This is a genomic window from Cellulomonas sp. Marseille-Q8402, from assembly GCF_965119525.1.
In genome coordinates this window covers 516,666-530,457 of the sequence record NZ_CBCPLX010000001.1, presented here as the reverse complement: position 1 = coordinate 530,457, position 13,792 = coordinate 516,666, and the positions used below count along the sequence as shown (strand labels likewise).

14 protein-coding genes are annotated in these 13,792 nt (G+C 75.3%); 7 read left to right on the top strand and 7 right to left on the bottom strand.

Features of this window, described 5'->3' with window-relative positions; genetic code table 11:
- Nucleotides 1-398: 398 nt before the first annotated feature.
- The 3 genes from ACWPWW_RS02575 to ACWPWW_RS02565 all read right to left on the bottom strand — a co-directional run bounded on the left by ACWPWW_RS02575 (nt 399) and on the right by ACWPWW_RS02565 (nt 3,237).
- On the bottom strand, nt 399-1,802 hold the full coding sequence (locus ACWPWW_RS02575; protein WP_454048781.1) for a DHA2 family efflux MFS transporter permease subunit: 1,404 nt from the start codon (nt 1,800-1,802) through the stop codon (nt 399-401).
- Entirely contained in the window at nt 1,799-2,317 is a 519-nt protein-coding gene (locus ACWPWW_RS02570) for a PadR family transcriptional regulator (protein WP_454048780.1), read from the bottom strand. The genes ACWPWW_RS02575 and ACWPWW_RS02570 overlap by 4 nt, the downstream gene beginning before the upstream one ends.
- 65 nt (nt 2,318-2,382) lie before the next feature.
- Nucleotides 2,383-3,237: a helix-turn-helix transcriptional regulator gene (locus ACWPWW_RS02565; RefSeq protein ID WP_454048779.1), complete on the bottom strand. Its 855-nt coding sequence runs from the start codon at nt 3,235-3,237 to the stop codon at nt 2,383-2,385.
- A gap of 169 nt (nt 3,238-3,406) precedes the next feature.
- Between ACWPWW_RS02565 and ACWPWW_RS02560 the strand changes: the two genes are divergently transcribed.
- The 7 genes from ACWPWW_RS02560 (at nt 3,407) to ACWPWW_RS02530 (ending at nt 10,755) form a co-directional block, all read left to right on the top strand.
- The gene (locus ACWPWW_RS02560) at nt 3,407-4,342 is read left to right on the top strand and encodes an SDR family oxidoreductase (protein ID WP_454048778.1); all 936 of its coding nucleotides are present in this window, start codon (nt 3,407-3,409) and stop codon (nt 4,340-4,342) included.
- Nucleotides 4,343-4,437: 95 nt separating this feature from the next.
- Nucleotides 4,438-5,955 (top strand): MFS transporter, encoded by a 1,518-nt coding sequence (locus tag ACWPWW_RS02555; protein ID WP_454048777.1) that lies wholly within the window; start codon nt 4,438-4,440, stop codon nt 5,953-5,955.
- Nucleotides 5,955-7,079, top strand: a complete 1,125-nt coding sequence (locus ACWPWW_RS02550) for a M24 family metallopeptidase (protein ID WP_454048776.1) — start codon at nt 5,955-5,957, stop codon at nt 7,077-7,079. The genes ACWPWW_RS02555 and ACWPWW_RS02550 overlap by 1 nt, the downstream gene beginning before the upstream one ends.
- A 79-nt stretch (nt 7,080-7,158) precedes the next feature.
- On the top strand, nt 7,159-8,634 hold the full coding sequence (locus tag ACWPWW_RS02545) for an APC family permease (RefSeq protein ID WP_454048775.1): 1,476 nt from the start codon (nt 7,159-7,161) through the stop codon (nt 8,632-8,634).
- The gene (locus ACWPWW_RS02540) at nt 8,631-9,074 is read left to right on the top strand and encodes a hypothetical protein (protein ID WP_454048774.1); all 444 of its coding nucleotides are present in this window, start codon (nt 8,631-8,633) and stop codon (nt 9,072-9,074) included. Before ACWPWW_RS02545 ends, ACWPWW_RS02540 begins: the two co-directional genes overlap by 4 nt.
- A gap of 4 nt (nt 9,075-9,078) precedes the next feature.
- Nucleotides 9,079-10,422 carry a M20/M25/M40 family metallo-hydrolase gene (locus ACWPWW_RS02535; protein ID WP_454048773.1) on the top strand — a complete coding sequence of 448 codons (1,344 nt, stop codon included), beginning with the start codon at nt 9,079-9,081 and terminating at the stop codon, nt 10,420-10,422.
- Nucleotides 10,423-10,467: 45 nt separating this feature from the next.
- Nucleotides 10,468-10,755: a hypothetical protein gene (locus ACWPWW_RS02530; RefSeq protein ID WP_454048772.1), complete on the top strand. Its 288-nt coding sequence runs from the start codon at nt 10,468-10,470 to the stop codon at nt 10,753-10,755.
- Nucleotides 10,756-10,799: 44 nt separating this feature from the next.
- Here the strand turns inward: ACWPWW_RS02530 and ACWPWW_RS02525 are convergent, their stop codons facing one another.
- From ACWPWW_RS02525 to ACWPWW_RS02510, 4 genes are all read right to left on the bottom strand, one after another.
- Nucleotides 10,800-11,732, bottom strand: a complete 933-nt coding sequence (locus tag ACWPWW_RS02525) for a WXG100 family type VII secretion target (RefSeq protein WP_454048771.1) — start codon at nt 11,730-11,732, stop codon at nt 10,800-10,802.
- Nucleotides 11,729-12,049, bottom strand: coding sequence for a hypothetical protein (locus tag ACWPWW_RS02520; protein ID WP_454048770.1), 321 nt, complete (start codon nt 12,047-12,049; stop codon nt 11,729-11,731). Before ACWPWW_RS02520 ends, ACWPWW_RS02525 begins: the two co-directional genes overlap by 4 nt.
- On the bottom strand, nt 12,046-12,432 hold the full coding sequence (locus ACWPWW_RS02515) for a YbaB/EbfC family nucleoid-associated protein (protein WP_454048769.1): 387 nt from the start codon (nt 12,430-12,432) through the stop codon (nt 12,046-12,048). The genes ACWPWW_RS02520 and ACWPWW_RS02515 overlap by 4 nt, the downstream gene beginning before the upstream one ends.
- 123 nt (nt 12,433-12,555) lie before the next feature.
- Complete coding sequence (locus tag ACWPWW_RS02510; protein WP_454048768.1) at nt 12,556-13,773, bottom strand: DUF3866 family protein; 1,218 nt, start codon at nt 13,771-13,773, stop codon at nt 12,556-12,558.
- Nucleotides 13,774-13,792: the final 19 nt, after the last annotated feature.

The following is a 13,792-nucleotide window of genomic DNA, read 5'->3' as shown; positions in this document are numbered from 1 at the left end:
GTGCTGCCGCCGACCAGCCACCCGGTCATCGGGGACGGCGGCGCGTCGAGCGGGGTCAGGCTCTCGTCGAGCAGCGGGAGTCCTGGAAGGCGGCCGCCGGCTGGATGGCGTCGACCTCGAACCTGCGTTCAGGGCGACCGGTGGTGGGAGCTGGTGCCGGCTGCTGAGTCATCGCGATCCCCCGTCGTCATCGGGAGCAGTGCTCGACCGGCCGGACGATGCCGGATCGAGGGGCCCACCCGTGACGCTAAGGCGGTCGTCCAGCGCTGGTCGTCATCCCGCCGGGATGAACCGCCCGGGCCGGCCTGCCCGAGCACCGCGGGCGTGACCAGCTCTCGACCTCGCGCCGACGGGCACGGCGACCTCGTCGACGGTCCCCGGCCGCGCGAGGGAGGCGTTCACTCCCGCGACAGGGACCGGGCGAGCGCGGCACCGACGAGGGCCAGGGAGACGAGGACCACCCCCACCTGGTGGAACGCCGACAGGGCCGCCGCACCGTCGGCTCCTGCGGCGACGATCGAGCCGAGGACGCTGACGCCGACCGCTCCGCCGAGCCGCTGCGTGATGGTGTAGAGCGTGTTGCCGTCGGCGAGATCGCGCTCCTCGAGCGGCGCCAGGAACGCCGAGAGCAGAGGCGTCGTGACGAACCCCGCGGCGAGGGCGCGACCGCAGAGCATGATCGCGGTCGTCCACAGCGGCGTGCCGGGCGTGAGCAGCAGCATCACGACGCTCGAGGCGGCCAGCACGGCGAAGCCGAGCACGACGAGGGTCCGCAGCGGCATCCGCGCCGACATGCGCTGACCCAGCGCGGTACCCAGCCCCATCACGACGCCCTGGGGCAGCAGGGCGAACCCGGTGGCCAGTGCGCTGTGGCCCTGCACCTGCTGGGTGAACACCGGCATCAGGAACACCGTGCCGAACGCGATGACCGACGCGAGCACCTGGAGCACGAGGGCGACGACCGACCGACCTCCGCGGACGACGTCGAGCCGGACCGCGGGGGATGTGCGCCGGCGCGCCCAGCCCACGTACGCGACCAGCAGGAGGGCGCCGGAGACGAGCAGCGTCAGGGGAGCGACCCGGCTCCACCCGTCGGAGGAGCCGCGGGTCGCCCCGAGGAGCGTGGCCACCAGGCCGCCCGCCAGCAGGACGAACCCGACCGGGTCGAACGGCGTGCCGGCCCGCCCCGGCTCGCCGAACCCCCGCAGCCGCAGCGCGAGAGCCAGCCCGACGGCCCCCACCGGGACGTTGACCAGGAACACCCACCGCCACCCGCCCGCGCCGATCAGCAGGCCCCCGAGCGACGGCCCCAGGGCGGGGGCCAGGAACAGCACCACGGCGGCCGACACGGGGATCTTCCCGCTGCCCAGGCCGTCCTTGCCGAGCAGGACGCTGAGCGCGAGGGGGACCAGGGGAGCGCCGACGAAGCCCTGCACCACGCGGCCGGCGACGAGCAGCTCGATCGTGGGGGCGAGCGCGCACACCGCCGACGCGACGACGAACAGCGCCATGCTGACCAGGTAGACGCGCAGCACGCCGAACCGCCGGGACGCGTACGCCGTGAGGGCGAGCGCCACCGCGAGGGACAGCAGGTAGCCGGAGACGACCCACTGGACCGTGTCGAGCCCGGCCGCGAGCCCGGCCGCGACGTCCGGTACCGCGACGTTGACGATGCTCGAGTCGAGCATGCTCAGCGCGGGACCGACGAGCAGCCCGTAGCGGGCGACCGTGCCGATCGCCGCGGTGCCGGTGCCGGTGCCGGTGCCGGTGCCGGTGCGCGTGCCGTCGGGGTCGGCGGTCACGGGCGTTCTGCGTGGACGCGCAGCTCGTCGAGCCAGCGGAGCTCCTGCTGGAGCCGGTCGACCAGCTGCTCCTGCGCACGACGCCGCCACGGACGCTCCGGCCCGGGGGCGGGTGCCGCGAGCAGGCCCTGGACCTGCGCGAGCGCCGCCTCGACGACCGCGCGCCGGGTGCCGAGGACCTCGCGCCGTGCGGGCACCGCGAGCTCGTCGAAGAAGCTCACGCGGAGCAGGAACTCCTCGTCGTCCGCCGCGAGCTCCCGGGGCAGCGACGCCACCAGGTCCAGCAGCAGGCCGCGGCCGGCGTCGGTGATCGTGTAGACGTTCCGCGCCGGTCGCCCCTCCTGCTGCTCGACGGACCGGGTCACGGCGCCGTCGCGCTCCAGCCGCTTCAGGGCCGGGTACAGCGAGTTGTTGTTGACCGGGGCGATCGACGGGCGGCGTATCCGAGCCTTGAGCTCGTAGCCGTGCGCCGGTCCGTGCCGCAGGACGCTCAGTGCGTAGATCTCCACCGTCATTCGTCCACCGTAACCTAGGTCAGGCTGGACGAGGTGGGACTTCGGGCCTCAGGTCAGCTCGGTGGTCACGGCCGCCGTGCGCCCAGCTGCTGCCGCCCGACGACCGCGAGCAGCCGCAGCCGCTCCGCGCTCTCGCTTCCCGGGACCGCGGTGTAGACGAGCAGCAGGTGCGACTGCGCCGGGTCGACCAGGGTCTGGCAGCTCAGCTCCAGCGGCCCGACCTCGGGGTGCACGAACCGCTTCGTCTCGCGAGGGCGGAGGCCCACCTCGTGCCGCTCCCACAGCTCCCGGAACTCGGCGCTGCGCTCCAGCAGCAGCTCGGCGTACCGGGCCGCACGGGATCCCGGCCCGCGCCGGGTGAGGACCTCGCGCAGCCCGGACGCATAGAGCCGGGACAGGAACGCGTGGTCCTCGGGCTCGTACAGCGCACGGGCGCCGGGGTCGGCGAACCACCGGTAGCCGAGGCTGCGCGACGGGCCGGAGAACCGGGTGCCGTCGCCGGTCAGCGCGACCCCGGCCGGGGTCTGGCGCAGGGTCTCGCCGGTCTCGGTGACGACCTCGGCCGGGGTGTCCTGCAGCCGGTCGAGGATCCGCAGCAGCCCCGGGCCGACGTGCTCGCCGCTGGCGCCGCGGGCGGGCGGGTGGTGGCCGGCGAGCCGGAACAGGTGGTCGCGCTCGCCGAGGGACAGGTGCAGGCCCTGGGCGATCGACGCGATCATCTGCTCGGACGGCTGCGGCCCCCGCTCGCGCTCGAGCCGCGCGTAGTAGTCGGTCGACATGTGGCACAGCACCGCGACCTCCTCGCGGCGCAGGCCGTCCGTGCGCCGGCGCGGGCCGCGCGGCAGGCCGACGTCCTCCGGCTGCAGCGACTCCCGCCGTCGTCGGAGGAACTCGGCCAGCCCCGCCCTGTCGATCTCCATGCGCCGCCTTCCCCGGTCCGGCCGCCGGCCTGCGCCGGTCCCGCCGTCGTTCCTACCGCCCGCGCGGCCGCGGAGCCACGGCCTGACGATCCGCTGATGAGCGCGCCCTGGATGCGCCCGGCCGGTGCGGCGACGGTGGAGCCACCACCACCGATCCCGAGGAGCAACCGTGCCACGAGCAGACGTCGACATCACCGTCCCCGACCAGTCCGGGCGCCGCGCCGTCGTCACCGGCGGCAGCGACGGCATCGGCCTGGGCATCGCGACCCGGCTGGCGGCGGCCGGCGCCGAGGTCGTGCTGCCGGTCCGCAACCCGCGCAAGGGCGAGGCGGCGCTGGCCACGATCCGCGCCGCCGTCCCCGGTGCCCGCGTGTCCCTGCGCAGCCTGGAGCTGTCGTCGCTCGACTCGGTCGCCGCGCTGGCCCGCACCCTGCTCGACGAGGACCGGCCCGTGCACCTGCTGATCGGCAACGCCGGCATCATGACGCCGCCCGAGCGGCAGACGACGGCCGACGGGTTCGAGCTGCAGCTCGGCACCAACCACCTGGGTCACGCCGCGCTGGTCCTGCACCTGCTGCCGCTGCTGCGCGCCGGCCGGGCCCGCGTCACGTCGCAGATCAGCGTGGCCGCGGCCCGCGGCGGCGTGCACTGGGACGACCTGGGCTGGGAGCGCTCGTACGACGGCATGCGGGCGTACCGGTCGTCGAAGATCGCGTACGGGCTGTTCGGCCTCGAGCTCGCGCGGCGCAGCGCGGCGGGCGGCTGGGGCGTCACCAGCACGTTGTCGCACCCGGGCGTCGCCCCGACGAGCCTGCTCGCGGCGCGCCCCGAGATCGGCCGGGCGCAGGACACGCGCGAGGTCCGGCTGATCCGCTGGCTGTCGGCGCGCGGCATCACCGGCACGCCGCGGACCGCGGGCCTGCCCGCGCTGTACGCCGCCACGTCGCCCGACGCCCGCAACGGGCGCCTGTACGGCCCGGGCGGGATCGGGCACCTCGCGGGTGCACCCGCGGAGCAGCGGCTGTACCGCCCGCTGCGCAGCGCCGACGATGCCGGGCGGGTCTGGGAGACGACGGAGTGGCTGGTGGGGGTCCGCACCGCGTGACCGCCGGGACGCCGCGGGGCGATCATCCCCGCCGGGTGATCGACGCGGTGGCGCGGCGTCCTAGCGTCGGGGTCACCGACACCGGGAGGCCGCGCATGCCGGACGCAGCGGGCAAGCCGAGGGGACGAGGCGTCCTGGCCGCGACCTGCCTGTCGACGCTGGTGGTCAACGCCAACACCTCCGCGGTGAGCATCCTGCTCCCGGCGATCAGCGCCGACACCGGCACGTCCGTGGACACGCTGCAGTGGGCGGTGACCGGCTACTCCCTGGTCGGCGCGGCCGTCATCATCACGTCCGGCTCGCTCGGCGACGTGTTCGGCCGCAAGCGGGTCTTCCAGCTGGGCCTGCTCCTGTTCGTCGCGTCGTGCGTGCTCATCGCCCTCTCGGACAGCGGGACCGGCGTCATCGTGGGACGCCTCGTCCAGGGCGCGGCCGGGGCGACCATCCTCGCGTGCGGGCTGAGCCTGCTGTCGGTGGCCGCCGACGGGGAGGAGCAGCTGCGCTGGGTCTCACTGTGGGGGGCGGCCGCGGCGGTGGGCGCGGCCGCGGGGCCGCTGCTCGGCGGCGTGCTGGTGGACGTCACCGGCTGGCAGGGGCTGTTCTGGATCGACGCCGGCGTCGGCGTGGTCTGCATGGGCATCACGTACCTGACGGTCGCGGAGTCGCGCGACCCGGACCGGCCGCGGTCCATCGACTACCTGGGGACCGTCCTGGTGGCGCTGACCCTGGTGCCGCTCATCCTCGGCGTCAGCAAGAGCGGGGACTGGGGCTGGCTGTCCGCGGCCACGCTCGGCTGCCTCGCGCTCAGCGTCGTGGCGGGCTGGCTCTTCGTGGTCGTCGAGGGCCGCACCCCGGTCCCGCTGCTCCACCTGGCGCTGCTGCGGAACCGGATCCTGGTCGGCTCGACCCTGGCCATCCTCATCGGGGCCGGGACGATCAACGGCCTGATGTACCTGCTCAGCCTGTACTTCCAGAACCCGGTCGCGCTCGGCTTCAGCCCGCTGCAGGCCGGGCTCGCCACCCTGCCGGCCACGGTCGGCCTCGTGGTGGTCGCACCCCTCGTGCCGCAGCTCGCCAAGCGGCTCGGCGGCCGGCAGGTGATCGGCGCCGGGTTCGTCGTCACGACGGCGGGGTTCGTCGTGATCGGCCTGACCCAGGCGTCCTGGGCGTACGGGGCGTTCCTGCTGCCGCTCGTGGCGATCGCGGTCGGGATGGGCCTGTCGAACGGGCCGTCCTCCTCGGCGGCGACCGCCTCCGTGCCGGAGGAGCAGGTGGGGGAGGCGTCCGGGGTCTCCAACATGGCCCGCTACGTCGGCGCAGCGGTCGCCACGGCGCTGGCTGCGACGGTCTACGGCTCGGTCGACGCCAACCAGCGGGCGGACGGCGCCTCGGACGCGGACGCGCTCGCCGCCGGCCTCGCAGCGGCGTCCTGGGTGATGGCCGTGATCAGCGCCCTCGGCATCGTGCTCGCCGTCGTGGCGATCCGCCGGCACCGCGTCGCGACCGGCACGCTGCAGGACTCCGCCGCCGCCGCCGCGGCCCACCTGATCACGCTGCCCACCTCGGCGACGCCGGCGCCGAGCCGTCCGGCGACGACCGCAGGAGATCCGTGATGACGCCCCCGACCGCCCCCTTCACCACCGGTGACTACGCCGCGCGGATGGCGCGGGTGGCGGCCGACGGCCGGGCGGCGGGCCTCGACGGGGTCCTCGTCACCCCGGGACCCGACCTGGTGTGGCTGACCGGGTACCGGCCGACCGCGATCACGGAGCGGCTGACCTTGCTGCTCCTGACCCCCGACCGGGAGCCGACGCTGCTCGTGCCCACCCTGGAGCGCCCGGACGCGGAGGGCGCCGCGGGTGCCGCGGCCGCCACGCTCGTCGACTGGCTGGACGGCACCGACCCGTACGTCGCGGCGAGCGCGCTGCTGCGGGCCGACGGCCGGTACGGCGTCTCCGACGGCGCGTGGGCGTTGCACCTGCTCGCCCTGCAGCACGCACTGCCCGGATCGTCCTACGACGCGTTCACCCGGGTGCTGCCCATGCTGCGGGCGGTCAAGGACGACGCGGAGCTCGCCCGGCTCGCGGCCGCGGGCGCGGCGGCGGACGCGACGTACGAGCAGATCGTCCAGGTGCCGTTCGCCGGCCGGCGCGAGACCGACGTCGCGGGCGACCTGGCCGACCTGCTCCGGCAGCACGGGCACGAGCAGGTCGACTTCACCGTGGTCGGGTCCGGGCCGAACGGCGCGAACCCGCACCACGAGGCGGGTGACCGCGTCATCGAGGCCGGCGACTGCGTGGTCCTGGACTTCGGCGGGCTGCTGGCCGGCTACGGCTCCGACACCAGCCGCACCGTGTGCGTCGGGGAGCCGAGCGCCGAGATCGGCGCCGTGCACGAGGTGGTCCGGCTGGCGCAGCAGGCGGGGGTGGACGCGGTGCGGCCCGGCGTCGCCTGCCAGGAGGTCGACCGTGCCGCGCGCGCGGTCATCACGGACGCGGGCTACGGCCCGCAGTTCATCCACCGCACGGGCCACGGCATCGGGGTCACCACCCACGAGCCGCCGTACGTGGTCGAGGGGGAGGAGCTGCCGCTGGTGCCCGGGATGTGCTTCTCCGTCGAGCCGGGCGTCTACCTGCCGGGGCGGTTCGGCGTCCGCATCGAGGACATCGTGACCGTCACCGCCGACGGCGGCCGACGGCTCAACACGACGGCACGCGACCTGCGGGTCGTCTCCTGATTCACCCGCCCGAGGTGAGGCGTCGCGGGTCGCCTCGTCGCCACGGTGGGGTCAGCAGGTCCGGTCCGAGGAGGCGGCGATGAGCGCGATGGATCTTCCGGCCGGGAAGCCGGTGGCCGCGGCGAGGGCGCGGGCGGCCGCCCCCGCCACGCACTGGATCTCGTGGATCGCCCTGGCGATGATGACGACCAGCTCGGTCGCCAGCCTGCGGGCCGCGCCGACGATGGCCGTGTACGGCCTGGCGTGCGTGTTCCTGTACCTCGTCCCGGCGATCGTGTTCCTGCTGCCGACGTCGCTGGTCTCGGCCGAGCTCGCGTCCGGCTACAAGGGCGGCATCTACAACTGGGTGTCCCGCGGCATCTCGAAGCCGATGGGGTTCCTGGCGGTCTGGTGCCAGTTCGCCATGACGATCTTCTACTACCCCAGCCTGCTCGGGTTCGTCGCCAGCACGCTCGCCTACGTCATCAACCCGGCGCTGGCCACGAGCGGCGTCTGGACGGCCTGCGTGATCGTGGTCGTCTACTGGTCCGGCGTCTGGGTGTCGTCGCGCGGGACGTCCGGCGTGGCCGGGCTGGCCAGCGGCGGGCTCATCATCGGCACGCTGATCCCCGGGGTCGTGCTGGTGACGCTCGGCGTCGTGTTCCTCGGGCAGGGCAACCCGCCGGCCGCACCCATGGACTCCAGCCACCTCCTGCCGGCCTGGGCCGGGCTGTCCAGCCTGGTGCTGATCGTGAACAACTTCCTGTCCTACTCCGGCATGGAGATGAACGCCGTGCACGTCGGGTCGCTGAAGAACCCCGCGAGGGAGTTCCCGAGGGCGATGTTCCTCGCGATGGCCATGGTGCTGCTGATCTTCATCCTCCCGGCGCTCGTGATCAGCTGGATCGTCCCCGCGGAGCAGCTGTCCCTCACGGCCGGCGTGATGCAGGCGTTCGACGCGGTGTTCGCCGAGTTCGGCGTGCAGGCGCTCACGCCGGTCTTCGGGATCATGCTGGTGGCGGCCTCGCTCGGCGGCATGCTCACCTGGCTGGCCGGGCCGTCCAAGGGCCTGCTGCTGATCTCGCGGCAGGAGGGCTACCTGCCGCCGTTCCTGCAGCGGCTCAACAAGCACGGCGTGCAGCAGAACATCCTCGTCACGCAAGGCGTCGTCACCACGGTCATCGCCCTGGGCTACGCGCTCATCCCGGACGTCTCCAGCGCGTACTGGATCTTCTCGGTGATCACCACGCAGGTGTACCTGATCATGTACCTGCTGATGTTCGTGGCGGCGGTCCGGCTGCGGCGCCAGGACCCCGATCACCCGCGGGGGTACCGGGCCCCGATGCTCGTGGGCCTGTGCGGCGTCGGGTTCGCGGCGTCGCTCGCGGCCCTGCTGGTGGGCTTCGTCCCGCCCTCGCAGTTCGGCGGCGGCAGCACGCTGACCTACCTGCTGATCGTCGGTGGCGGGGCGCTGGGGCTCGGGCTCCTCGTGCCGTTCCTGTTCTACCGGTTCCGGAAGCCGTCGTGGCGGCAGCCCGAGCGCGCCGGGGACGCCGAGGAGGTGGCGGCGTCATGAGCGACACCGCAGTGGGCGCCACCAGGAACCGGATCATCTACTGGGTCGCGGCCGGCCTGCTCGTCGTCCTCGCCGTGATCGGGCTGGCCTCGTACCGGGGTGCCCGGGAGACGCAGGCCGCCGTCGAGAAGGCCGACGAGCTCATCGCGGTCCTCGCCGACGCGGGCGTGGACCCGCTGCCCTCCCGGGAGCAGGTCGCGCGGGTGCTGGGTGACGACGGCGGCTCGGTGTGCCAGGACCCGGGTGCCGCGTTGCGGCAGGCGACGTTCTTCTCGATGCTCTCGAACGGGGCGACCGGGCCCGGCATGCGTCCGGTCATCACCGACGACCGCCTGCTGCGCGGTCAGCTGGCGGTGATGGACGTGTACTGCCCGGACCAGGTGGCGGACGCCCGCGCCTACCTGGACGAGCTGAGGACCGACGACGTGGTGGGGGGCTGACGGCGTGGGACTGAGCGAGCGGGTCGCCGCGCAGATGCCGCGCGTCCGGCAGGACCTGGGGGAGCTGGTCGCGATCCCGTCCGTCGCCGACCCGCGGCAGTTCCCCGCCGAGGGGTGCGCGCGGGCCGCGGAGTGGGTGGCCGCCGCCTTCCGCGACGTGGGCTTCGCCGACATCGGCCTGCACACCACCGCCGACGGCAGCCAGGCGGTCGTCGGCGCACGTCCGGGGCCGGACCCGAGCGCGCCGACCGTGCTGCTCTACGCGCACTACGACGTCCAGCCGCCGCTGGACGCGGTCGCCTGGCGGACGCCGCCGTTCGAGCTGACGGAGGTGGACGGCCGGTGGTTCGGCCGCGGCGCCGCGGACTGCAAGGGCAACATCGTCACGCACCTCGCCGCGCTGCGGGCGCTCGGGGACGACGTCCCGGTCAACCTCCGGCTCGTCGTCGAGGGCTCCGAGGAGCAGGGGACCGGCGGGCTGGAGGACTTCGTGCCCGCGCACGCCGACCTGCTCCGGGCGGACGCGGTGCTCGTCTGCGACACCGGCAACGCCGCGGTCGGCGTGCCCGCCGTGACCGTCAGCCTGCGGGGGATGGTCAACGTGGTGGTGCACGTGGACGCGTTGCGCACCGAGCTGCACTCCGGCATGTTCGGCGGGCCGACGCCGGACGCGCTCGCCGCGCTGGTCCTGGTGCTCGCCTCCCTCCGTGACGCGCAGGGCGACACGACGGTGCGAGGCCTGGACGCCGCGCAGACGTGGTCCGGCGCGCCGTACGACCCGGACGCGTTCCGGGCGGACGCCCAGCTGGCCGCGGGGGAGTCCCTGCTCGGCTCCGGCACCGTGTCCGACATGCTCTGGGCGCGGCCGGCCCTGACCGTCCTCGGCATCGACTGCCCTCCGGTGGTGGGGTCGGCGGCCGCGATCGTGCCGCGGGCGAGCGCGCGGCTGAACCTGCGCATCCCGCCCGGCACGGACCCCCAGCAGGCCCTGGCCGCGCTCACCGCGCACCTGACGGACGCCGCGCCGTGGGGGGTCGGGGTCCGCGTCGAGACCGAGGCCGTGGGCACGCCGTTCCGGGCCGCGACCGACGGGCCCGCGTACGCGGCGATGCGCGGCGCCATGCGCGACTCGTTCGGCCGGGAGATGGTGCTGCTCGGCCAGGGGGGGTCCATCCCGCTGTGCAACGTCTTCGCCGACACCTACCCGGAGGCCGAGATCCTCCTGCTGGGGGTCGAGGAGCCGCGCGCGCTGATCCACGCCCCGAACGAGTCCGTGGACCCGGCGGAGATCGAGCACCTCGCGACCGCGGTGGCGCTGTTCCTGCAGCGGTACGCCGCGACGACCTGACCGCCGGCCCGCGGCCCGGACGTCGTGCTGTACCGTCCGGTGACCATGAGCACCCCGCTGCCGGACGACCGTCCTCCCGCGCCTCCCGAGCCCGCGTCGTTCGGCCGCGCCGCCGCCCGCGACCTGCGCGACAGCGCGGTCGAGGCCCTGGTGGGCGTCGTCGCGGTCGTCGTGGTGGTCGGCGGTCTGGGGCTGCTCGGCGCGGCGGTCGGCGGGCCCATCGGGTTCGTGGTGGGCGCCGTGATCGGGCTGGTGCTGCTCGGGATCGTCTGGGTCGTGCTGCTCGCCACGGGCGCGGTCGCGGGCCTGCGCCGCCTCACCCGGCGGCGCTGACCCGGCTGCGACGGCGGCGCCGGCTCCCTGCGCCGACGCGGCCGTCAGTCGAACGGCGGCGCGGGCAGCGCGTCGTCGACCCGGTCCAGCAGGTCGAGCGCGGGCCGCGCGGCGTCCACGCCCGGGCGGACGGCGTCCACCGCGGGCCCGAGCCGGTCCCCGAGCCACTGGCGGGCCGGCGTCTGCACCGCGGTGTCGCCGCGGAGCTGGTCGTCGACCTCGTCCGCGGCGATGTCCCGCAGGCCCTGCACCCCGGTGGACGCCGCCTCGCCCACGGGGGAGGCCGACAGCCCGGTCACCGTGCTGACCACCGGCTTGAGGATCACGCCCTTCACCAGCAGCGTCTTGATGAGGAAGCCCTCGCGGCTGAACATGCTCATCGCCTGCACGCTGCGGAGCATGGTCGCCAGGCGCTGCAGCAGGCTCGCGATCCGGGCGAGCACCGACGCGATCCTCGACCCGGCGACGGCGGCCTGCGCGGCGGCGGCGGCCCCGCCGGCGACGGCCGAGGCACCGAGCGTCACCAGGGACAGCGCCGCGCTGACGGCGAGCGTCAGCAGGGCCCACTCGATGAGCTCGCGGATGATGGTGGCGACCATCTCCTCGGCGAGCTCGACCTCCATCGCGGCGTCCTCGAGGAACTCGGCGGTCTCGCGCGTGCCGTCGGCCAGCTGGTCGACGGCGACGAGCAGCTCCCGCATCGAGGCCTGGAAGGCGTCGTGCGCGTCGCCCTCCCAGCCGCCGGCGATCGGGGCGATCACGTCCCGGTGGTGCTGGGCGAGCCGGTCGATGGTGGTGCCCAGGTCGCGCCACCGCTGCGCCGTGGACCGCACCTCGGCGGAGTCGCCGGTGATGGAGTCGAACATGTCGGCCAGCGGCTGCACGAGCGGGCGCAGCAGCGCGTCGACCATGCCGTCGAGCGGCGCCATCCAGCCGTTGATCTTGTCCCAGACGGACACGGCCCCCGTGACGCTCACGGCAGGAGGCCCTGGTAGGACGCCAGCAGGCGGGCGACCTCGTCGTCGCTGGTCGCGTAGCCGTCGGCGGTGGCCTGCAGGCCGTCGCCGATGTTCTCGTAGATCTCCCTGAGCGCGGCCAGCGCGGCCCCCAGGCCCTGGTACCGCGCCGTGAAGGCGGCGTGGATCTCGTCGGACTCCCCGAGCTTGCCCAGGGCGCCCGCGGGCAGGTCGGCGGCCTGCCGGGCGGTCTCGACGTCCGCGACCTGGCGGGCGAGGTCGTGGTGCCCCTGCCGTGCCGCGACCAGCGTGTCGACGTCGACGCGGAAGCCGGTCACAGGTCGCCCCGCCGGCGGGCCTCGAGCTCGGCGTCGAGCCGCTCGGACGTCGTCGCGGGCACGCGGCCCGCGACGAGGTCGGCCCAGTCGCCCGCCCCGGGGATCGCGGCGGTGAGCCGCGCGACGGCCGCCTGCACGTCGGCCTGCGCGCTGCCGAAGGCCTCCAGCACGGCGGCGCGGAGCACGTCGGGGGACACCCGCTCGGCCTGGTCGGCGAACTCGACGTCGACCAGCGCACCACTGGGTCCGACCGTCACGGTCGCCACCCGGTCGCGGCTGGTCGCCCGCCCGCGCACGGCGGCCAGCTCGTCCCGCAGCCGCGCCGCGGCCTCGAGCCGGGCCTGCGCCTCGGCCTGCACCTGATCCACCCATGCGGTCGACACGCGTCGGTCCCCTCCTGTCGGTGCGGACACTCTAGCCACGGGCGTGGTCGTCGCGCGGCGTGAGCACGGCGGTGCCGCGGCGCCTGGTCAGCACGTCGCGGCGAGGTCCCTCGCCGCCGGTCCTCACACCCCGCGTGCGAGCCGCGCCGCGTGCACGCCGGCGGCCGCGGCGGCGAGGAACGCCGCCGGGTCCTGCGCCAGCCCGCGGCCCATGGTCGACAGCCGCACCGGCGAGCCGCCGAGGGCGGTCAGCAGGTCCGCGCCGACGGGCACGTCGACGAGGCGGTGCCGGCCCGCGGGCGCGCCGAGCGCCTGCACCTGCTGGCCCACCCGGCGCCCGACGGCCGCGAGGTGCGCGCCGAGGTGCTCCTCGGGGTCCGGCACGGCCGTCGACCCCGAGCCGTCCGGCTGGGGTGCGGGGTCGAAGACGGGCACGACGACGTCGACCGGTGCGAGCGCGACGCGCCCGTACGCGGTGAGCGAGTGGTGCGAGATGCCGAGGTGCCGCTCGCGCGCGTCGGCGCCGGACACGCGCAGCGACGCGACCGCGCGCCCGCCGAGCACGGCCGCCGCGTTGAGGGCCTCGCCCGCGGCCACGCCGGAGAACCCCCACCGCGTGCCGGTGCCGAGGTTGCCCGGGCCCTGGGCGACGACGACGACGTCCGCGCCGACGACGTGCTTCGCGGCGAGCAGGGCGGTGTGCACCGTCACCGCCTCCAGGTCGCCGCCGAAGGCCTGCCCGGCCGTGAGGCAGGACGCGAGCCAGCCGGCCTCCCGCAGCCCCGCCACCGCCCGGGAGAACCACGCGGGCAGGGCGCCGCCGTCGGTCATCACGTAGGCGACCCGCAGCGGCCGGCTCCCCGACCCGGGCGTGGACAGCCGGGCGTCGGCCCACCGGATCCCCGCGACGACCGCGGGCAGCGCGGAGTGCAGGTCGGCGACGACCACGGGCAGGCCGTCGAGGTCGTCGGCGTCGCGGAGGACGTCGTGGTGCGGGGACTCCTGGTCGTCGACGCCCAGCACCATCGCCTGCAGGGGCGTGTACCGGGCCTTGACGAGGTGGCCGGGGCCGGGCGCCGGGTCGGCGGGGAGCCGGTCGGCGGAGCCGGGAGCCACGACGAGGGCGTAGCCCCCCGTGCCGAGCCCGCGGGCCAGGGCGGAGACGTTGAGCAGCACGGGGTCGCCGACCCGGGGGCGCCCGACCAGCTCCGGGTAGGCGAGGGCCTTGACGGTGACCGGGTCGGGACCCTGCACGCCGTCGGCGACGGTCACCGTCAGCTCCAGCGCCCCCGGCCACTCGCGACCGACGACTTCCACCACACCCGAGCGCCACGTGATCACCGGACCACGCTACCGGCCA

Coding starts and splice junctions, on each gene's coding strand:
- ACWPWW_RS02565 (WP_454048779.1), bottom strand. CDS start 3,237: ATGGAGATCGACAGGGCGGGGCTGGCCGAGTTCCTCCGACGACGGCGG.
- ACWPWW_RS02545 (WP_454048775.1), top strand. CDS start 7,159: ATGAGCGCGATGGATCTTCCGGCCGGGAAGCCGGTGGCCGCGGCGAGG.
- ACWPWW_RS02550 (WP_454048776.1), top strand. CDS start 5,955: ATGACGCCCCCGACCGCCCCCTTCACCACCGGTGACTACGCCGCGCGG.
- ACWPWW_RS02540 (WP_454048774.1), top strand. CDS start 8,631: ATGAGCGACACCGCAGTGGGCGCCACCAGGAACCGGATCATCTACTGG.
- ACWPWW_RS02570 (WP_454048780.1), bottom strand. CDS start 2,317: ATGACGGTGGAGATCTACGCACTGAGCGTCCTGCGGCACGGACCGGCG.
- ACWPWW_RS02555 (WP_454048777.1), top strand. CDS start 4,438: ATGCCGGACGCAGCGGGCAAGCCGAGGGGACGAGGCGTCCTGGCCGCG.
- ACWPWW_RS02530 (WP_454048772.1), top strand. CDS start 10,468: ATGAGCACCCCGCTGCCGGACGACCGTCCTCCCGCGCCTCCCGAGCCC.